Consider the following 18,334-nt stretch of genomic DNA (forward strand, 5'->3'; position numbering starts at 1 on the left):
GCAAACGTCAATCTCCAAAGGTGCTTTGACGATTCCTGGGTTATAATTTTGTGGCCAGCCCGCCTGATTCATCGATCATTCGTGTCAATCCCCACAATTTCATGAAGCTGCTCCATCCCTTTTTCGCCATCGTATTTGTCGCACTCTGTTTGCCTGCCCAGGCAGAGGACGAGAAAGCACCCACCCGCAAGGACATCGCAACCGCCATCGCCAAAGGAGATGTCGAGGATGTCAAACGGCACGTCGCGGCTGACCCAAGCTGCCTGAACCCGGCCGACCCAAAAACCCGCTCACCGCTCGACCTCGCCATTCTCCGCAATCAGACCGAGATCGCGCTCGTCCTGATCGATCTCAAGGCGGACCCGAATCGCATCGACTCATCGAAGCGCACCCCGCTCCACTGGGCCGTCACCCGCAATAACGACAAGATCATCCTTCCCCTGATCAAGGCGGGGGCAAAACCCAACGAGCTCGACAAAACCGGCTGGACGCCGCTCCACCACGCCGCCGCCAAGAACCAGATCAAAACAACCAAGGCCCTTCTCAAGGGTGGGGCCGATCCGATGACTCTCAGCGAACTCGGTGGCACACCGCTTCACGAAGCCGCCACCGGTGGCAGCGCTGAGCTGATCGAAGTGCTACTCGCTGCCGGCGTCGACCCTTCGATCAAATCAAAACAAGACGTCACTGCCTTCGACCTCGCAAAGGAATACAAAAACCAGGCAGCGATCGACGCGCTTTCGAAGTGACGGAGGCACCGGCCTCACCGCCGATCACTCGACGAACTTGATCTTCGCTCCGGGAAGCTCGCCGCGCGCCATGGCCTCGTGCTGCTCGTCGGTGCAGGCGGAGTCAATCGGCGCGTCCGCCGGCTTCTCGCTGGCTTCCAACAGACCATTTTCAATCAGGTAAGCTTCCACTTCCTCACCGGAAACGTCGGCCAGCATTTTACCATCGACGACCACGCAGGGGGAAAGCGGCTGACCGCTCTTCTGCTCCATCTCCCAGCGGAAGGCCGGATTCTTGATGATGTCCTTCTCCTCAAAATCGAGTTCATACTTCCGCATGATGGCCCGGACGCCTTCGCTCCAGCCGCAAAAAGTCTTCAGATAAGCGGTGATTTCAGGTTTGGAATTGCTCATGGCCGGAACCTAGCCTGACTTGGCCCAATCGCAAGCTCCATGAAACGCCCCTATCTTTCCGTGAATTTCGCCATTTCCGCCGATGGCAAAATCACCTCCGTCGCAAACACGCCCTCGGGCTGGACCTCGGAGGCGGACTTGCAGCGACTCAAAAAGCTGCGCGAAGGTGCCGACGCCATCATGGTCGGTCGCGGCACGATGGAAGCCGACCGAATGACCATGATCACCCCGTATCATCCCTTGCGCTGCATCGTTTCGCGCAGCGGCCAATTCGACGCGAGCCATCCCCTGTTTCACTCGAAGGGTGGAGAGATTCATCTCCTTTCAGCGAAGCCCGTCGCGGTGCAGGTCCCGGAAACGACCTACCATCTCGGGTCTCTAACAGATTTTTTGAATGCGCTTCGCCAAAGCCACGGTGTCAAGCGCCTCCACTGCGAAGGCGGTGGAGAACTCGTCCACGAACTCGCCGAGATGGATGCGATTGATGAGATCCACCTCACCTGGGCCGGACACCGTTTATTCGGCGGAAAAAACGCACCGGGCATCACCGGCCTGCCTGGCGATTTCCTACCGGCTTCGCGACACTTTGAGCTGCACCACTTCGAGCCGCGTGAAGAACTCGGCGAGTGCTTTCTCAGCTACCGCAGGAAAGAACGCCAGGTTCCGGATCAAGCCCCTGCCTGAACGATCTCACCAATCAATGATCGTGACCTTCTTGGTCCGCGTGATCGTGACCTTCATGGCCTTCACCATGATCCGCATGCTCATCGCTGTGAGTCTCATGAAGGATCTTCGTTTCCTCCCAACTGTGCCGCTCACAAGAAACGGCAGCAAGGAACAGGCCGGCGGCGAGCAGGTAAAAAGCTTTCATCTGCGGCGGGTTTAGCGCCTCCCACGGCGGAGGCAAGCCGGAACACGTCCGGTCGCCTACCCAAACCACGCCGAAACCGCGGCCGCCGCGCGCTGATGGGCTCCGACTCCTCCCAATTTGGCGGTGGCTTCCTGCATCGCTTCCCGGGTTTTCGCGACATGCTCGGGGTCGGAAAGAAAGCGCCCCAGCGAGCGCGAAACATGCACCGGATCGGCCTCGGATTGCACGAACTCCTCGACCACTCGCTCACCGGCCAGAATATTCACCAAGCCGATGTCTTTGATTTTCACCACCACCTTCGCGACCATGTAGGTCGGCCAGGCCAGCTTGTAGACGAGGCAGTAAGGCATGCCATAGTAGCCCGCCTCGACCGTCGCCGTCCCACTGGCGATCACCCCGCAGGTCGCTCGCTGCATCAACTCATGGGCAGACCCGGAACGAATGGAAAGGCTCCCCTCAAGACGCCTGCCCTTCACCATCTCTTCCATCCGCCACTGCAGACGCTTGGTCGCGGCGGGGACTTCAAAACGCAGGCCTTCGTGGGAAGAGGTCAGTCGCTCGGCCGCGTCCAGCATCATCGGGAAAAGCTTTTCCACCTCCGCCTCGCGACTCCCGGGCATCAACGCCACCAACTTGGGGTCGCGCTCGATGGTGATCCGCTCTTCCTCCAACTCGTCCACCAGCGGATGACCGACAAAGCTCACTTTCAGGCCCGTCCCATCGAAAATCTTCGGCTCGAATGGCAGCAGACAAAGCACCTCATCGAAGAGTCCGACCATCTTGGGAATCCGGCCCTTTTTCCAAGCCCAGACCTGAGGACACACATACTGCACGATCTTGGTCTGCGGGAGTTCCCTGCGCACGGCCGCCGCAAAGCGGAAATTGAAGCCGGGGTAATCGACGAGCAACAGCACCTGAGGCTTCAAGCGTTTCACCTCGTCGAGCATCTCGTAAAAGCGCTCCTTGAACCATTTGTAGTGCTTGAGGACCTCGACAATGCCCATCACCGCCGACTGATCGAGCCAGTCACGGATCCCCTCTCCGACGACGGCCTGCATCTTGGGGCCTCCCACGCCATGGATCTGGATTTCCGGCCGCATCGCCACCAGTTCGCGCAAAAGTCCGGCAGCGTGGGCATCTCCACTCATTTCTCCGGCAATGACATACAGGGAGTCGCTCATCCGGGGACAAGCTAGTTCAGAAACCCCCTGCGGATCAATCGCCGTCATCAACCGTCAATTCGTCATTGATTTCCCCGGTCTCGGCTCCTTAATCGCCCCCCGCAACGCGATTCACCTTATGGCCGAAAAGACCGTCCCAGATTCCAGCCCCATTGCCGAAATATCCCACGGGCCGTCCGGCTTCGAAACTTTTTTGGATAACCACCAGAAAAAGCTCATCGTCCTCGGCATCCTCATCGCCCTCGGCTTGGCCGCTTGGGTCGTCAAGGAAGGCATCCGGGAAGGGAACGATCTCACCGCTGGCAACGCCCTGGTCGCCGCCGACGATACCGCTGCCCTCGAGGCGGTCATGACGAATCATCCAGGCACCCCTTCCGTCGCGAGTGCCGCCGTGCTGCTCTCCGATTTCCAGTGGGAGCAAGGCGAACAAGACGCCGCCATCGCCACCCTGAGGGCGGAAATCGCCGCCAATCCCGAGCACCCGGCCACCTCGCCCGCCTACGCCCGACTCGCCGCCCGGCTTTCCAGTCAGGGGAAGACCGAGGAAGCCAAAGCCGCCTTCCAAAACATCCTCGACCGCCCCCAAGCCGAATTTTACGCACCCTACGCCCTCGTTTCCCTCGGCCAGATCGCCAAGTCCGAAGGCGATATCGAGAAAGCCAAGGACTACTTCAGCCGGGCCATCGACGGCTATCCGGGAAACCCGCTGGCCGATGCCGCGGGCAAAGCGATGCAGTTCGTCGAATTCAAGATGCCGGTGGAAATCGACCCTCCTGCTCCTGAAGAAGACACCAGCGACACGAGCGACGTCGGCAACTTCGACCTCGATCCGACCAAGCTTCCGACCAATCCAGGCGGCCCCCTTTCTCTTGGCATGCCAGATGCAGTAGCGCCCCCGCCGACTCCGGAAATTTCTGTGCCGGAAACAGACGCCCCCGCCGAAGCCGACGAAGAATCTCCCATTGAGGAAAAAGAGTCCTCGCCTGACAGCGACAAATGAATTTGACTTTGGCCCGAGTAACCACCTGATTCCAGTACCGTGAGCAACAACATGTTTCGAAAAGTCATCGGGCAGAAGCCCGCTGAAGAGCCCGAGAGTTCCACCCCAGCTCCCGCCCCGGCACCGGCAGCACCTGCGGCTGCTACAAGCAGTCCCGCTCCAGCCAGCGCGGCACCGCAGAGCCCCGCGCCCCAACAGCAACGGCCCCCTTCGGCCTCGCGCAACGTTCTCAGCTCCGACGTCGATATCAAAGGCTCGGTCAAGTTCACCAACGACCTCGTCGTCGACGGCAAGATCGAGGGCGAAATCAGCTCGGACGGCAATCTGACGGTCGGGGAAAACGCCCGCCTCAAGGCCGAGATCAAAACCGCCACCGTCGTCGTCTACGGCAAGGTTCACGGCAACATGACCGTCAGTGACCGCGTCGAACTCAAGGCCAGTGCCGAAGTCGTCGGCGACATCAAGGCCAAGACCCTTTCGATCGAAGCGGGTGCCATCTTCGTCGGTAAGTCGACGGTCGGCACGCCGTCAACCCCTGCCGCTGCCTCCTCGTCCCCGCAAAAGCCCTCGAACGAAGGGAACAAGGGCCAGCAGGACAGTCAAAAGAGCGGCGGCCAGCAAGGCAACCTCGCCGGAATCAAATCCTGAACTTAGCACGGAATTTCCGACTCTCCACGCGACCCCGCCCATCGGCTGGGTCGCGATTTTTTTGGAGCCTGGAATCCCAAAACCAGAATCTCGGACTGGCACCTTCGCCGTTCCAGCCTAGCTTGGAACGATGAAGGAAATTGCGATTCTGCTGATGCTTGCCACAGGCTGCTTCGCGGACAGCTGCCGGGCACTTGTCGACGGTGCCGGCTGCCGCACCCGCCAACTCGCCATGCAACGCATCTGGGAGAAGCTTCCTCTCGTCACCGAAGTCAAGATCCTACCCCGCGAGGACGCACCTAAGGCAAATCAACGGTACTTCATCATTCATAGCGACGGCCCATCGCCAAGCCGTGATGATTTGATCAAGGCCCTCGGTCGGCGGGCCAAACACTACATCGTCCTCTCCGTCGAAGCAGAATCCCGATTCGACCAAAGCGAGTAGGTTACGCCTCACATCAGCGCCGCCCAGTCAGACGCCCACTTGCTGGAATTCTTGAAAGTCTGAGGCGTCCAAGTCAGCAAATTCCGTCGGCTGTCCGCCGGGTCCTTCGTTTCAAGAATCGCTCCCCCTTCCGTGTAGCGAATCACAATCCGACTGACCGCCCAGCGACTGATCCCACTGCTGCGAACGATGTCACTCACCGTGACCGGAGCGCCTGAGTAGGCACCCTTGGCGATCTCTGTCAAAACGATCAGCTCTGCCAATGTTGTCGTTACTGGTAGGTGCTTCGCCAGTACTTGGTAGCATCTCGCGGCGTGCTCGACGGCCAGGTGCTCGACGGATTGCTTCTCGTGCATGGTTTGCGGTTGGCTGATGACCCTCCAATAGGTGCGGAGAAGCACCCGTCCTTCCCCTTCCCTCCCCATCCTAGTAAGACTCTCCTGGCCCTGTCAAACAGGGCTGCTCTTGACACAGCCTCTAACCCCCCTGGAGGGCCCATGCTGGCCTCGGAGTTTTTCCGACAATGGGGCCAGCATGGCGTTGGTCGTCATTTTTTCCTCCGAAAAGCCTCTACCTCCAGAGCCACGAAAGCGTTTGAGGAAAAATGGAACCCGCGTGCTGACCGTTGTGCCCGCCATCACCCCAGACCGCCTTGTAGTCCCAGCCGGCGAACTTCAAGGCCGCTTCCATCTGCTGGTTCGCCAACCACCAGCTGCCATGGACATTATCCAGATCACCCGAACCATCCTGAAGGAACACGCGTAGCGGCTTCTTCTCGGACTTCCGAATGAGATAGGGATAATGATAAGCCCCCCGGATGTTGGTGAAGCTGCCGATATGACTCACCACCTTCCGGAACAGGTCAGGACGCTCCCACGCCACCGTAAACGCACAGACTCCCCCTGAACTGTCTCCGCAGATCGCGCGCATCTCCGGATCATCTGTTAGATCCAGCCACTTGCCGACCTCCGGAAGGATCTCCTCCTCGAGAAATTCCGCATACCGTCCATCCGGCGTATCGTATTCCACGCTGCGATTGCTTCGCATTTCCTTCGGCTTATCCCATCCCTGAGGTCCACTCAACTTGTCACCAAACACCCCCGGATTGATCATGATCGCCACTGTCACCGGCATTTTGCCTTCGTGGATCAAATTATCGAACACCACCGGCACGCGATATCCCTGGTCCTCTTTCACGAAGGCGTGGCCATCCTGAAACACCATCACCGCCGCCGCGGACTTGCCATCATACTGGGCCGGAACGTAGACGAAATACTCACGGATCGTTCCCGGATAGATCTCCGACTTCCACTCATGGCGGGTCACCTTCCCCTCGGGCACACCGGACTTTTTCCGAGAGTCCGGCCCCAGCGCATACTCCGTCCCGCCGAAAACCACCGAAATCAGGCAAAAAAACACCAACCACCCTCCGAACCATTGCTTGAGCATCCGGGGTAAACGGGACCCTCCGCCCGATTCCTTCATCCCTGCCACAATTCCTCATCAATCACGATCATTCCTCGTTCGACATTCCAGGCTCAGCGTCCGACATTCCTTGCATGCCGACCGCCGCCCTGGACCTCAAGGAAGCCATCCTTCAGCTCAAGAAGGAAAGAAACGCCATCATTCTCGCGCACAACTACCAGACTGGCGACATTCAGGACATCGCCGACTACGTGGGAGATTCCCTCGGTCTCGCGTATCAGGCCAAGGACACCGACGCCGATGTGATCTGCTTCTGCGGCGTCCATTTCATGGCGGAAACCGCCAAGATCGTGAACCCCAGCAAGACGGTCGTCCTCCCCGACAAGGACGCCGGCTGCTCGCTCGAACAAAGCTGCCCCGGCCCCGAGCTCGAAGCCTTTCTCAACAACAACGCGGAGAAGAACTACTACGTCATTGCCTACATCAACTGCTCGGCCCACGTGAAGTCGCTCTGCGATGTCATCTGCACCTCGGGCAACGCGGTCAAGATCGTCAACAAGGCACCCGCCGATCGACCCATCCTCTTCGTCCCCGATGAAAACCTCGGCGCCTGGGTGATGGAACAGACCGGCCGCAAGATGGATCTCTGGAAAGGCAACTGCTACGTCCACGTCGAGTTCACCCGTGAATCGATCAACAAGATCAAGGCCGAGTATCCCGACGCCCTCGTGGTGGCTCACCCCGAGTGCACGCAGGCGGTTCGACTGCTCGCCGACGAGGTCTGCTCGACGGAAAAAATGGTGACTTACTGTCAGGAAGCGCCGGTGAAGAACATCATCGTCGTCACCGAAAGCGGGATGCTCAACCGCCTGCGCAAGGAGGCCCCGGACAAGAACCTGATCCCCGGCCCGACCGACCATTGTGCCTGCGCCGACTGCCGCTACATGAAGATGAACACCCTCGCCAAGCTGCACGACTGCCTCCTGAACCTGAGCCCGCAAGTCGAGCTCCCCGAAGATATCCGCAAGCGCGCCGAAGCTCCGTTGCTCAAGATGCTCGAGCAGTCAAAGTAAGGTATTCCCGAACCCGCTCCTCTGCCAGAGGCCGTGGACTGCGTGCAGCCTGCTGCCGCTGTTGGGCAATGCAGCCCTGCTGCGAACCGGGCTACCACCGATTCGTCGCCATGGACAGCAGGGCTGTCACACGGACAGCGGCAGCGGGCTGCACGCAGTCCACGGTCCACGACGCTCCAAAAGAACCGATACCACGGATTGAGATCGAGTGAAAATAGGTTATGGAGCCCACGTTCGAGGCAAACGCGCGCCTGAAAGCCGCCTTGCCCACTCATGGCGCTTGGGAAAGCGCCACTCCACCATGACCACCGACCAACTCCAGCGCCCTCTCCGTGACCTCCGCATCTCGGTGACCGACCGCTGCAATTTCCGCTGCCGCTACTGCATGCCGTCGGAGGTTTTCGGTCCAAACTACGCCTTCCTTCCCAAGGACGAGATTCTCCGCTTCGAGGAAATCGAACGCATCGCCCGAGCGCTCGTCCCTCTCGGCGTCAGCAAGCTCCGCCTCACCGGCGGCGAACCCTTGCTCCGGCGTGGACTCGATGACCTCATTGGCATGCTCGCCGCCATCGAAGGTATCGAAGACATCGCTCTAACAACCAACGGTGTTCTCCTCGCCCATCATGCCGAGGCCCTCGCGCTCGCCGGGCTCAAACGCGTCACCGTCAGCCTCGACGCCCTCGACCCCGCCATCTTTGCTCACATGAATGGTATCGGTGCCAAAGTCGACCGCGTCCTCGCCGGCATCCGCGCCGCCCAGACCTACGGCCTGCCCGTCAAGGTCAATGCCGTCGTCCAGCGTGGCGTCAACGAACAGGAAATCCTCCCGCTCGCCCGCTGGGCCAAAGAGAACCAACTCACCCTCCGCTTCATCGAGTTCATGGACGTTGGCGAATCGAACGCCTGGCAAATGGAGCAGGTCGTCCCCGCCGCCGAGATCCTGAGCGTCCTCGAAAGCGAATTCCCCCTCAGCTCACTTCCACCCACGCACTCCGGCGAGACGGCCAGACGCTGGCAGCACGCCGATGGCTCCGCTGAAATCGGCATCATCGCCTCGGTCAGCCAGCCATTCTGTCGTGGATGCAGCCGCCTCCGCCTCTCGGCCGAGGGCAAACTCTTCACCTGCCTCTTTGCCGCCGAAGGACATGACATCCGGCAAATGATCCGCCGTCTCGATCAGGACACCGAGCTCCAACAAGCGGTCGCCTCCCTTTGGTCCGCTCGCACCGACCGTTATTCCGAAGAGCGTGGCCAATCGGACCGACCCAAGGCTGAAATGAGTTATCTTGGCGGCTAATTCGATCCCGCACATTTCAGTCTGGTCTCAGACCTCCTGAATCTGGTCTCTTCCTCCCATGCCCTCCGCCGATCCCCGGTTCAATGACTTCGTCCTCCTCCAGGCGCAAAACGCCGGGTTTTTCCTCGGCCAACTCCCCAATCCCGCCACCGGCGAGAAGCAAGTCAATCTACGTGCCGCCAAATCGGTCATCGATTCCCTCGAAATGCTCGAGATCAAGACCGAAGGCAACCTGACCGCTGAAGAAGAAAGGCTGCTCTCGACCGCCCTTGCCAACCTCCAGCCCTTGTACGAAAAGGCATCAACCTGATCCCTTCCTCTCCACGCCATGCACTTCGAACCCTTTCAAATCGGCTCCGTCCCGGTTGGCGGACCGCTTCCCGTCTTCATTCTCGGTCCCTGCGCCCTCGAGTCCGAGGAGTTCGCCTGGGAAATGGCCCGTTCGGTGAAGGAGATCGCGGACAACACCGGCATCCCCTTCATTTTCAAGGCATCCTACGACAAAGCCAACCGGACTTCGGTCGGCTCCTTCCGCGGCCCCGGTGTCGAGGAAGGTTGCCGGATCCTCGGCGCCATCGGCAAAGAGCTGGGCGTGCCGGTTACCACCGACGTCCACACCGCCGAACAAGCCGAAATCGCTTCGGAATACGTCGACCTGCTGCAGATCCCCGCCTTTCTTTGCCGCCAGACCGACCTGCTGGAAGCCGCCTCCAAGACCGGCCGCGCCGTCAACGTCAAGAAAGGCCAGTTCCTGGCACCTTGGGATACGGTGAATATCGCCGACAAGCTCCGCTCCTTCGATTGCCACGCCTTCTTCATCACCGAGCGAGGCACCACTTTCGGCTACAACAATCTCGTCGCCGACATGCGCTCCCTCTACTGGATCCGCAAGGAAGGCATTCCCGTCATCTTCGACGCCACCCACTCGGTCCAACGACCCGGCGGTCTTGGCGGCACCACCGGCGGCGATGGCGAACTGGCGCCGGTGCTCGCTCGCGCCGCCGTCGCCACCGGGTTGGACGGACTCTTCATGGAAACCCATTCGGATCCTGCCAACGCATTTTCCGATGGACCAAACCAAATCCCCCTCGAATTTCTCGAAGATCTCATCGTGAATCTGGTTGCCGTCCATCACGCCGCCCACGGTGCTTGATCACACTCCTTGTGAAATCCGCCTCTCCAGCCCATGCCCATCGTTCCAGCCTTTGGTTGGCGGCGTTCTCCTTCGGCATGGTGGCCATTGCGAGTAGTCAGATCATCAATCCCCTCGACAAGGAGGAAGAGGACGACGAAGGCCTCCCGGCCATGGAAATGCTGATCGAAGGCAGCGTCCTCCAAGGGGTGATGATGCCGCAGTACGACGAATCCCGTCGACTGACCTCCGTGGTGCGCGCCGCCAAACTGACCATGGTCAACCGGGGATTGGTCAATGCCGAGACGCTGCGCATCGATTTCTACAATCCCGACCGCAGCCCCAAGGGCAGGATCGACCTCGTCTCCGCCCATCTCGAAGACCAAAAGATCCTCCGCTCGACCGATCCCGTTTCACTCGTTTCCGACGAATTGAATTTAAACGGCAGCGGACTCGTTTATGACCTCAAGGGGTCGCGCGGTTTCCTCAATGGCCCCGCCGAAGCAAAAACTCTGATCGAGAACCAAAGTGCCATGAAATCCTCATCCAAGACTCGCTCAGTCGTCGCCGGAGCCATGATCGCCGCCGCCGCTGGCACCCAGGCTGAAGAGCCAGGTAAGCTCAGCGAGAAACAACTGATCGGTCTCAACAACCTTGCCGCATCGGTAGAGGACGACGCCGCTGCCGCTGCCAAAGAAGCCGCCGAGAGCCTCGAAAAGTCGGACGCTCAGTCCAAACAGGCCGACGAGACCCTCGGAGAGTTCCTCACGAAAGCGGCCGTCGACGTGCCCAAAGGCAAGATTCCCGACCTCAGCGCGAAAGTCCCCGACCCCGAATTCCCTTCCGGCAAACAACTCGCCACCTTCAGTGCCGACGATGGCATCTACTTCGACTCGGAGAATGCCCTTCTCGTCTTCCTCAAGAACGTCAAAGCGAGGCACCCCGAATTCACTCTCGATGGTGCCGATGAAGTGAAGGTCTTCTTCGATAAGAAGAAGGACAAGGCCGGCAACTCCGAACCAGAAAAGATCGACGAAGAAGAAGCCGGCAAGCTCCTCGGAGGATCGAGTTTCGGTGACCCTTCAAAAATCGTGGCGACGGGAACCATTGTCATCGAGAAAATCAAAACCGACCCCGGTGACAAGAGCGCCAAGGCCTCGGGTCGACAGATCGTCTACGACTTCAAAACCAACGAAGTCATCATTCGCGGCGGCCAGCCCTGGATTATCTCAGACTCGGTCAGCGGTCAGGTCGTGGATCCCAATGGCTACATCCGGATGAACGTGAATACCGGCGACGGCGAGACTTTCGGAAAGACTGAAGGCCTCGTGAAACTCAAAGAGAAGAAATAGTACGTCGATGGTTACCCCGATGCCGATCCCCGACCCCCTGCTCGTCGCTGAAGGCCTGCGCAAGTGCTACAGCGGGCGCGCCGTGGTCGACAACGTCACGCTGAGCGTCGCCCCCGGCGAAATCGTCGGATTGCTGGGTCCCAACGGAGCAGGAAAGACCACATCCTTTTACATGATTGCGGGACTCGTCCCGCCCGACGCCGGCACTGTCCGCTTCAGTTCTCAGGATATTTCCAGCCTGCCCATGCACCGTCGTGCCCGCCTTGGCCTCGGCTACCTCCCCCAAGAGGAGTCCGTATTCCGCAAACTCAGCGTGCTCGACAACCTCCTCGCGGTGCTCGAAACGCGCAAGGATCTCAACCGGAAACAACGTCTCGAACGGGCCGAAAGCCTGCTTGAACGTTTCAAGATCACCAAGGTCCGGAAGTCCACTGCCATCACCCTCTCCGGCGGAGAGAAAAGACGCCTCGCCATCGCCCGGACTCTTTGCACCGAACCCAAGCTGCTGATGCTTGATGAGCCTTTTGCCGGCATCGACCCCATTGCGGTCGAAGACATTCAGCGCATTGTTCGAGAGCTCCGCCAACGCGATGGCCTCGCGATCCTCATCACCGACCACTCCGTCCGGGAAACCCTCTCCATCGTCGATCGCGCCTTCCTGATCCACGATGGCAAAGTGATTCTCGAAGGACCGTCGGACAAACTCGTCAACGACCCCATCGCGCGGAAGCACTATCTCGGCGAGGACTTCAGGATGTAAAAAAGCGCCCCCTCGCGGGAGCGCTTTTCCAAACACCGAGCTTAGAAAGGCACGGCCAATCAGGCAAAGACATCCTTGATCGGAGATCCCTTGTCCGCCATCCTGAAGGGCCGCTTGGTTGGCGACATGATTACAAGATCATGGGGCACGCCGAGCGCGTGAGCGATGGTCGCATTGAAGTCCTGAACTGGTACCGGGTTCGCCTTGATCCTTGACGCGCTTGCATCGGTTTCACCGTACTTGAAGCCCCCCTTGACACCACCACCCGCCAACAAACAAGTGAACGCGGAAGGATGGTGATCACGGCCGTTGTTGTGCTCGGCCTTGATTTCGGGAGTACGTCCAAACTCGGTCGCCACCACCACAAGTGTATCCTTGAGCAAGTCACGCGCTGCGAGATCGGAAATGAGGGCCGAGTAGCCAGCATCAAACTCCGCACAGCGAGCTTCGACTCCTGCAAAGTTGTCGTAGTGGGTATCCCATCCACCAAGATAGACCTCGACGAAGCGCACATCGTGCTCAACCAGCCGGCGTGCCAGCATGCAGCCTTGGGCAAAGCGGCCGCTGCCGTAATGCTTCCGGGCGGCATCCGTCTCACCTCCGATATTGAAGGCCTTCAGGTCTTCGCTGCTCATCAAGCGGACGGCTTCGGAATAAAGCTCCTCGTAACCTTTGACCTCGGAGTTTTCATAGCGCTCGTGGAATTGCTTGTTCAGGCGGTCCGCCAGCGAAAGACGGCGCTCGAAATCATCATCCCCGACCGCACCCGGCTTGCGGCTGTCCTTGAGCCCTTGTGAGGCATTGCCGATCGGAGCGGCCCCATACTTGGCCCCAAAAAATCCGCCGCCACCACCGCCGCCATTGATGGCAACGTAGCCCGGAATGTCAGGATTCAGGCGACCGGCAAGTTTCAGGGTCCAGGCACCGAGAGTCGGATGAGTAATGGTTCCACGAGGCGGATAGCTGGTCCGCATGACATAAGTCCCTTGCTCGTGCGCCCCTTGATTCGAGGTCATCGAATTCACGACACACACCTTGTCCATCACCTTGGCGGTCTTCGGCAAATAATGACCGATCTGGATACCATCCGCGCTGGTCGCGATGGCCTCGGTCTCGCCCATGACGTCCTTCTTCTTCGGTTTGGGGTCGAAGGTATCGACATGGCTCATGCCACCACCCATGTAGAGATAAATCACCCGTTTGGCTTTCGCACCGGAGATTTCCGCGGCGCTGCCGACACTCGATCCGAGCATCGGAAAGAGGTTCACCCCAAGATAGCACTTGGCAGCATAGGACATGAACTTCCGGCGATCCAGTTCGTTCAAGCGGTTGGCTTCTGACTTTTTCATGATCTTTTCTTAGGGTGTGGGTTTTATTGAAGAAACAGGAATTCGGACGACATCACGAGTGCGGAAAGGATATTGCGATAGGCATCGTCGGTATCACCGGAGATCTTCACTTCGTCCATCATCCATGACATTTCCTCGTCACTTGGCGGGCGACTGAGAATGCCAACATAGAGACGCCGGACCTTCTCGGTCGGACTGGAAGCGCCCTCAAGGCTCTTGTAGATGTGGGCGTTCGGATTATTCACCAGCTGATCCTGGACGAAACCATTCATCAAGGTAAGCACCTGCCCGACATTGGGCTCGGTATTGGCTCCGTTGACCGTATCCCGAACAGACTGGCCAAAGAGGAAAAGGAGGTGGTCATTCGGTGCCGGGCTCGGCAGCTCGGACGCGCGAACCTGGGCTCCCTTGCCATAGCTTCTTATTTCCTGGGTCATCATCATCGAATCGTCTCCACCCTTTTTCCGCTTGCCGCTACCTCCAAGAAGCGCGGTGAGCTCATCGCAATACGCGTCGAGTTCGGCAGTCGTCTTCAATTTGAGTACCTCATCCGTGATCTGGGCCATCGTTTTTCCGGGAATGATCCCCGCCTGGCGCGTATGGGCGCGATCATCGAGAGTCCTTCTCGGTTTCTTATCCGGGTTTCCTCCCGCCAGAGTGATCAGCGAATCCCAAATTTGCTCGGCTGAAAGTCGGGTCAGCTGCCGGCCGTGGAAGTCATCTCCATTCTGCACTTTCGCCGGATTCGGATTCGGCACGAACTGAAAGGTCTTCGTGTTCAGCAGAATCTTCTGGAAGGTCTTGAGATCGTAATCCAGTTCGACCATCAACTCGGTGAGATAGTTCATCAAGCCGGGCAGGTTCGTATCCTTCGCAGGCACATACTCGCTGATCGGTTCGTAGATCCCGCGACCCATGACGCGCTGCCACAGGCGATTGGCCATGACTGCTTCGAACTGTCCCTCGGTTTTCGTCGTGACCCACTCGGCAAGCTTTTTACGGCCGTCGTCACTTGAGCTTCGGTCCGACATCCGCACCGTCTTTCCGAACGGTGTGCGCCCGCCGATCAACTCCCCGGGCTGCGCATCGCGGTACTGGTAATCCATCGGCAGCTTGATGCGCCCCGAGCCACCGCCCACCAAGGTCTGCTCGAGAATCTGATAACGGATCATGTCGATCACCGCGCTTTTTGGTTTTCCGCGGTTTTCCTCCAAACGCGATTCGTCGAACAGGGGTCTTATCTTGCCCGCCAAGGGCACGTAATTCTGTCCTTCGGTAAAGGCGGCAAGCTCATAGAAATCATGCCGCTCGGTCTCGCCAAAAGGATCGTCATGGCATTGCGCACACTCCATCTGGGTGCCGAGAAAAATCTGCATCGAATTCGCCAGGTTATCCAATGGCATCCCCTTGTCGCGCAGGTAGTAGCCCACCGCCGCCTGATCCTCCTTCCACAACGAACCCGAAGTACTCAGCAGTTTGGTGGTCAATTCATCCCACCTCATGTTTTCGGCGACGGCATCAGCTGCCCAGGCACGGTAGGGATTCCGCCCGGAATACACATCGTCCATCTCATCCGTGATCCGCAACAGATCGAACATCCAGTTCGTCATGTGGCTCGCGTAGCCCGGGGAATTGAGCAGATAGTCGATCAGTTCGGTCCGCTTGTTCTCATCATCAATTTCCAGAAAAAACAGTCCCTCTTCCGCAGTCGGCACCCGTCCGATCCCCACGAGAAATGCCCGCCTCAGGAAAGTCGCATCGTCGGTCACATCCGGCACCGGCAGCTTCTTCTGCCGATACCATCCGGCCACGTAGGTATCGATCTTCAAGGCCGCCTTGCGGACAAATTCCGGATTATCGGCCTTGTTCGCCGACTCGGCGGAGAAGACCGGGCCGCTGGTCAGCAGCAGCATCGACGTCGCGAGATAGCTTGCGCAGAGGTTTTTCATAAATACTAAATTTCCGAAACGTAGGAGTAGTGGGTTCGACGGTCAATTTCAGACCCCGAAATACGCGATCGCGGGGCGATCGGTAAAAACTGAGGCGGGATTGATGGGTAAACAGAGATAACCATCGAAATCTTAGCATCCTTTCAAACTTTTTCACCTCATACCCGGCCCAAGCTACCTGGTTCCCATGAACCTCTCCTCCACCGCCAGCCACTCATCCAACCCGTAGCAGGAGCGGCATTCCCTCTCGTCCCGACGCCAGCGCCGACAAATCCCGCGACCTACTCAAAATCAACTACTTAGAATTCCAGCCTCGCGTAGCCTGCGAGCCGAAGGAAACGACGATCACCTTCCGGAGTCAAACAAGGCTTCCAAATCGGAAAGACTAAAGGGTATCCAGACTTTTAAGTTTTTAAAAATATCTGCGAATACGAAGCTATTTTGGCGATTGGAAGGGTAGTCCCACCTGTTTCGCCAATGTCTATCCGAACGAATTTCGTCGCCATCCTTCTTACTCTAAATTCAATCTCAGACGCGGCCCAGACCGTCAACTTCTGGAGCGCCCAGGGTGACTCCACGGACGTCAACGCCGCCCTCTTCGGTGGCACCGTTTTCGACCATCTCGGTGGCAGTAACTACTCCGGCTACATCGGGGAAATGGCACTCATTCCGACCGAACCGGGCATCCTTTCCGATGCGGCACCAGGCGCCAGGGGCATGGCAAGCATGGACGGAGACGGCCTCTACGGCGGAGCCAGAGGATTCGTCGGCTTCTGCATCGACTCCGAAACGCCCTTCCTGACCTCCTCCAGTCTCTCCGATACCTTCGACTATCAGCCCCTTTCCTTCGCCGCGGCAAACTCCCGCTTCCAAGCCGACGGCGTGAATTTCTACATCTCCGGAAGCCTCAAGCGGGCCGCTTACATGATCGAGACCTTCTATGACGATGCCCGCGCTGCCGGCGAACTTGGAGGCGCTTCCTTGCAGGCTGGCATCTGGGAAGTGCTCTACGATGCTAATCCCAGCGTGTCATCAGAAAGCGGGAATTACTACATCCGTAATAATATTGGCCTCACTCAACAGCAGAACGATTCCAACGCGATCATCGCGCTAGTCAACAGCTGGTTCACTCAGGCCGAATCCGACAATTGGGGTGGAACGGACTACGCTCCCGACGACAGCGTGATCTTTTGGGTCAACTCCGAGAACAGTCAGACCAATCAATCGATCATCAGCCTGAGAGTCGAAGGCACTCCGCTCATTTCGGTCCCCGAAGCAGGGTCGAGCATCATGCTTCTGGGCAGTCTCAGCCTGCTGATGATGAATCGCCGCCGACCTCGTTGATCTCCAAATCAAGCGACCCAGAACAAGCCGGCGATCGCCGCGCTCATGAGATTCGAAAAGCTCCCGGCCATCACCGCCAGCAAACCAAAGCGGGCAATCTCGCCCCGTCGGCTGGGTGCCATGCCGCCCAAGCCGCCGAGCAGGATCGCGATTGACGACAAATTGGCGAAGCCGCACAGGGCGACGGTGACGATCGCCTGAGTCCGCGGAGCCATCAGTTCCTTCCACTCCCTGAACTGCCCGTAGGCGACGAACTCGTTCAGCACCAGTTTCTGGCCAATCAAACTCCCTCCTTGCTGCGCCTCGCTCCATGGGATCCCGATCGCCCAAGCAAGTGGCGCAAAGGCCGCACCAAGGATCTGCTGCAGCGTCAGATCCGGTCGCTGAAACCAGGAACCGATGCCACCCAGCATCAGATTCAGAAGCGCGATCAAGCCAATGAACGCGAGCAACATCGCCCCGACGTTCAGCGCCAGCTTCATGCCGCTGCCGGCACCCAAAGCAGCCGCATCGAGGACGTTGACCGGCTTGTCGTCACCCTCACTCCAATCGAGGGTCACCTCCGAAGGCTTCTCAGTTTCGGGCACAAGGATCTTCGCAAATAGGAGCCCGCCAGGAGCTGCCATGAACGAGGCCGCGATCAGGTATTTCAATTCGGCACCCAGCCCGACATAGCCCGCGAGAATCGATCCCGCCACACTGGCCAAGCCACCACACATCACGGCAAAAAGCTCCGAGCGGGTCATGCTGGCGATGTAGGGTTTGACAACCAAGGGCGCTTCCGTCTGACCGACGAAAATATTCGCCGCTGCCGAAAGGGATTCCGCCCGACTGGTGCCCAGCAACTTGCGCAGCGCACCACCGAGCACCGCGATGATCACCTGCATCACCTTCAAGTGATAGAGCACCGCGATCAGCGATGAGAAGAAAATGATCACCGGCAAGACTTTGAACGCGAAGACGAAGCCGATTGATTCCGCGTCAACCAAAGGACCAAAAACAAAGGCAATCCCTTCATTCCCCGCGGAGATCACCGCCGACACTTTCGCCGAAACCCACTGCAAGCCCGCTCTTCCCCACGGCGCGTAGAAGACCAGAGCGCCGATCAACACTTGCAACATGAATGCCAGACCCACGGTCCGCCAGCGGATCGCCGAACGCTTGCGGGACATGCCGAATGCGACAAGCAGGAGGAGGAAAATTCCGAGGATCGCTACCATCTCCCCTGCTGTTATCCGAAAGGCCTGCGGACCGCGAGCCTCAAGGATGGTTGATTACAATTACATCACGGGGGCAAATACACCTGCACGAGCCTCCCCGATCGCGTACGGCAGCGGGATTGACCAAGTCCTTAGGTTTTCTAAAA

The 18,334-nt window shown here is 58.7% G+C and carries 20 protein-coding genes; 13 read left to right on the forward strand and 7 right to left on the reverse strand.

Annotation, left to right across the window (positions count from 1 at the left end):
* The first annotated feature begins 101 nt into the window (after positions 1-101).
* Positions 102-749, forward strand: a complete 648-nt coding sequence (locus WBG04_RS20385) for an ankyrin repeat domain-containing protein (protein ID WP_424316567.1) — start codon at positions 102-104, stop codon at positions 747-749.
* A 24-nt stretch (positions 750-773) separates the two neighbouring features.
* Here WBG04_RS20385 and WBG04_RS20390 read toward each other — a convergent pair whose 3' ends face one another.
* Positions 774-1,142 carry a glutaredoxin family protein gene (locus WBG04_RS20390; RefSeq protein WP_424316568.1) on the reverse strand — a complete coding sequence of 123 codons (369 nt, stop codon included), beginning with the start codon at positions 1,140-1,142 and terminating at the stop codon, positions 774-776.
* A 39-nt stretch (positions 1,143-1,181) separates the two neighbouring features.
* Between WBG04_RS20390 and WBG04_RS20395 the strand changes: the two genes are divergently transcribed.
* Positions 1,182-1,826: a RibD family protein gene (locus WBG04_RS20395; protein ID WP_424316569.1), complete on the forward strand. Its 645-nt coding sequence runs from the start codon at positions 1,182-1,184 to the stop codon at positions 1,824-1,826.
* Between the two features lie 16 nt (positions 1,827-1,842).
* On the forward strand, positions 1,843-2,028 hold the full coding sequence (locus WBG04_RS20400) for a hypothetical protein (protein WP_424316570.1): 186 nt from the start codon (positions 1,843-1,845) through the stop codon (positions 2,026-2,028).
* Positions 2,029-2,069: 41 nt separating this feature from the next.
* Here WBG04_RS20400 and lpxB read toward each other — a convergent pair whose 3' ends face one another.
* Complete coding sequence (lpxB, locus tag WBG04_RS20405) at positions 2,070-3,194, reverse strand: lipid-A-disaccharide synthase (protein WP_424316571.1); 1,125 nt, start codon at positions 3,192-3,194, stop codon at positions 2,070-2,072.
* Positions 3,195-3,312: 118 nt separating this feature from the next.
* On the opposite strand from lpxB, the gene WBG04_RS20410 reads away from it, so the two are divergent.
* From WBG04_RS20410 to WBG04_RS20420, 3 genes are all read left to right on the forward strand, one after another.
* Positions 3,313-4,194 (forward strand): tetratricopeptide repeat protein, encoded by an 882-nt coding sequence (locus tag WBG04_RS20410; RefSeq protein ID WP_424316572.1) that lies wholly within the window; start codon positions 3,313-3,315, stop codon positions 4,192-4,194.
* A gap of 51 nt (positions 4,195-4,245) precedes the next feature.
* The gene (locus tag WBG04_RS20415) at positions 4,246-4,842 is read left to right on the forward strand and encodes a bactofilin family protein (RefSeq protein WP_424316573.1); all 597 of its coding nucleotides are present in this window, start codon (positions 4,246-4,248) and stop codon (positions 4,840-4,842) included.
* A gap of 130 nt (positions 4,843-4,972) precedes the next feature.
* The gene (locus tag WBG04_RS20420) at positions 4,973-5,287 is read left to right on the forward strand and encodes a hypothetical protein (protein ID WP_424316574.1); all 315 of its coding nucleotides are present in this window, start codon (positions 4,973-4,975) and stop codon (positions 5,285-5,287) included.
* 8 nt (positions 5,288-5,295) lie between these two features.
* On the opposite strand, the gene WBG04_RS20425 is transcribed toward WBG04_RS20420, so the two are convergent.
* Both WBG04_RS20425 and WBG04_RS20430 read right to left on the reverse strand, forming a co-directional pair.
* Positions 5,296-5,643: a MarR family transcriptional regulator gene (locus WBG04_RS20425; RefSeq protein WP_424316575.1), complete on the reverse strand. Its 348-nt coding sequence runs from the start codon at positions 5,641-5,643 to the stop codon at positions 5,296-5,298.
* 214 nt (positions 5,644-5,857) lie between these two features.
* Positions 5,858-6,736 (reverse strand): alpha/beta hydrolase, encoded by an 879-nt coding sequence (locus tag WBG04_RS20430; protein WP_424316576.1) that lies wholly within the window; start codon positions 6,734-6,736, stop codon positions 5,858-5,860.
* A gap of 110 nt (positions 6,737-6,846) precedes the next feature.
* Here WBG04_RS20430 and nadA point away from each other — a divergent pair, with 110 nt between their 5' ends.
* The 6 genes from nadA (at position 6,847) to lptB (ending at position 12,326) form a co-directional block, all read left to right on the forward strand.
* Positions 6,847-7,785, forward strand: coding sequence for a quinolinate synthase NadA (nadA, locus tag WBG04_RS20435; protein ID WP_424316577.1), 939 nt, complete (start codon positions 6,847-6,849; stop codon positions 7,783-7,785).
* 301 nt (positions 7,786-8,086) lie between these two features.
* Positions 8,087-9,082 (forward strand): GTP 3',8-cyclase MoaA, encoded by a 996-nt coding sequence (gene moaA / locus WBG04_RS20440; RefSeq protein WP_424316578.1) that lies wholly within the window; start codon positions 8,087-8,089, stop codon positions 9,080-9,082.
* 58 nt (positions 9,083-9,140) lie between these two features.
* Entirely contained in the window at positions 9,141-9,392 is a 252-nt protein-coding gene (locus WBG04_RS20445) for a DUF1844 domain-containing protein (RefSeq protein ID WP_424316579.1), read from the forward strand.
* 18 nt (positions 9,393-9,410) lie between these two features.
* A complete protein-coding gene (gene kdsA / locus WBG04_RS20450; protein WP_424316580.1) occupies positions 9,411-10,235 on the forward strand; it encodes a 3-deoxy-8-phosphooctulonate synthase in 825 nt (274 codons plus the stop codon).
* On the forward strand, positions 10,232-11,566 hold the full coding sequence (locus WBG04_RS20455; protein ID WP_424316581.1) for a hypothetical protein: 1,335 nt from the start codon (positions 10,232-10,234) through the stop codon (positions 11,564-11,566). Before kdsA ends, WBG04_RS20455 begins: the two co-directional genes overlap by 4 nt.
* A gap of 19 nt (positions 11,567-11,585) precedes the next feature.
* On the forward strand, positions 11,586-12,326 hold the full coding sequence (gene lptB, locus WBG04_RS20460) for an LPS export ABC transporter ATP-binding protein (RefSeq protein WP_424316582.1): 741 nt from the start codon (positions 11,586-11,588) through the stop codon (positions 12,324-12,326).
* Positions 12,327-12,385: 59 nt separating this feature from the next.
* Here lptB and WBG04_RS20465 read toward each other — a convergent pair whose 3' ends face one another.
* Together WBG04_RS20465 and WBG04_RS20470 are read right to left on the reverse strand one after the other, a co-directional pair.
* Positions 12,386-13,675: a DUF1501 domain-containing protein gene (locus WBG04_RS20465; RefSeq protein ID WP_424316583.1), complete on the reverse strand. Its 1,290-nt coding sequence runs from the start codon at positions 13,673-13,675 to the stop codon at positions 12,386-12,388.
* A 23-nt stretch (positions 13,676-13,698) separates the two neighbouring features.
* Positions 13,699-15,624 (reverse strand): DUF1549 domain-containing protein, encoded by a 1,926-nt coding sequence (locus WBG04_RS20470; RefSeq protein ID WP_424316584.1) that lies wholly within the window; start codon positions 15,622-15,624, stop codon positions 13,699-13,701.
* 477 nt (positions 15,625-16,101) lie between these two features.
* Between WBG04_RS20470 and WBG04_RS20475 the strand changes: the two genes are divergently transcribed.
* Positions 16,102-16,968 carry a hypothetical protein gene (locus tag WBG04_RS20475; RefSeq protein ID WP_424316585.1) on the forward strand — a complete coding sequence of 289 codons (867 nt, stop codon included), beginning with the start codon at positions 16,102-16,104 and terminating at the stop codon, positions 16,966-16,968.
* An 8-nt stretch (positions 16,969-16,976) separates the two neighbouring features.
* On the opposite strand, the gene WBG04_RS20480 is transcribed toward WBG04_RS20475, so the two are convergent.
* Entirely contained in the window at positions 16,977-18,188 is a 1,212-nt protein-coding gene (locus tag WBG04_RS20480; protein WP_424316586.1) for a NupC/NupG family nucleoside CNT transporter, read from the reverse strand.
* Positions 18,189-18,334: the final 146 nt, after the last annotated feature.

Origin of the sequence: Haloferula sp. (genome assembly GCF_049672945.1) — a bacterium.
Lineage (GTDB): Bacteria > Verrucomicrobiota > Verrucomicrobiia > Verrucomicrobiales > Akkermansiaceae > Haloferula.

Coding starts and splice junctions, on each gene's coding strand:
- lptB (WP_424316582.1), top strand. CDS start 11,586: ATGCCGATCCCCGACCCCCTGCTCGTCGCTGAAGGCCTGCGCAAGTGC.
- WBG04_RS20465 (WP_424316583.1), bottom strand. CDS start 13,675: ATGAAAAAGTCAGAAGCCAACCGCTTGAACGAACTGGATCGCCGGAAG.
- WBG04_RS20445 (WP_424316579.1), top strand. CDS start 9,141: ATGCCCTCCGCCGATCCCCGGTTCAATGACTTCGTCCTCCTCCAGGCG.
- WBG04_RS20420 (WP_424316574.1), top strand. CDS start 4,973: ATGAAGGAAATTGCGATTCTGCTGATGCTTGCCACAGGCTGCTTCGCG.
- WBG04_RS20395 (WP_424316569.1), top strand. CDS start 1,182: ATGAAACGCCCCTATCTTTCCGTGAATTTCGCCATTTCCGCCGATGGC.
- WBG04_RS20425 (WP_424316575.1), bottom strand. CDS start 5,643: ATGCACGAGAAGCAATCCGTCGAGCACCTGGCCGTCGAGCACGCCGCG.
- moaA (WP_424316578.1), top strand. CDS start 8,087: ATGACCACCGACCAACTCCAGCGCCCTCTCCGTGACCTCCGCATCTCG.
- WBG04_RS20415 (WP_424316573.1), top strand. CDS start 4,246: ATGTTTCGAAAAGTCATCGGGCAGAAGCCCGCTGAAGAGCCCGAGAGT.
- WBG04_RS20410 (WP_424316572.1), top strand. CDS start 3,313: ATGGCCGAAAAGACCGTCCCAGATTCCAGCCCCATTGCCGAAATATCC.
- WBG04_RS20430 (WP_424316576.1), bottom strand. CDS start 6,736: ATGCTCAAGCAATGGTTCGGAGGGTGGTTGGTGTTTTTTTGCCTGATT.
- WBG04_RS20475 (WP_424316585.1), top strand. CDS start 16,102: ATGTCTATCCGAACGAATTTCGTCGCCATCCTTCTTACTCTAAATTCA.
- WBG04_RS20480 (WP_424316586.1), bottom strand. CDS start 18,188: ATGGTAGCGATCCTCGGAATTTTCCTCCTCCTGCTTGTCGCATTCGGC.
- WBG04_RS20390 (WP_424316568.1), bottom strand. CDS start 1,142: ATGAGCAATTCCAAACCTGAAATCACCGCTTATCTGAAGACTTTTTGC.
- WBG04_RS20400 (WP_424316570.1), top strand. CDS start 1,843: ATGATCGTGACCTTCTTGGTCCGCGTGATCGTGACCTTCATGGCCTTC.
- WBG04_RS20385 (WP_424316567.1), top strand. CDS start 102: ATGAAGCTGCTCCATCCCTTTTTCGCCATCGTATTTGTCGCACTCTGT.
- lpxB (WP_424316571.1), bottom strand. CDS start 3,194: ATGAGCGACTCCCTGTATGTCATTGCCGGAGAAATGAGTGGAGATGCC.
- kdsA (WP_424316580.1), top strand. CDS start 9,411: ATGCACTTCGAACCCTTTCAAATCGGCTCCGTCCCGGTTGGCGGACCG.
- nadA (WP_424316577.1), top strand. CDS start 6,847: ATGCCGACCGCCGCCCTGGACCTCAAGGAAGCCATCCTTCAGCTCAAG.
- WBG04_RS20470 (WP_424316584.1), bottom strand. CDS start 15,624: ATGAAAAACCTCTGCGCAAGCTATCTCGCGACGTCGATGCTGCTGCTG.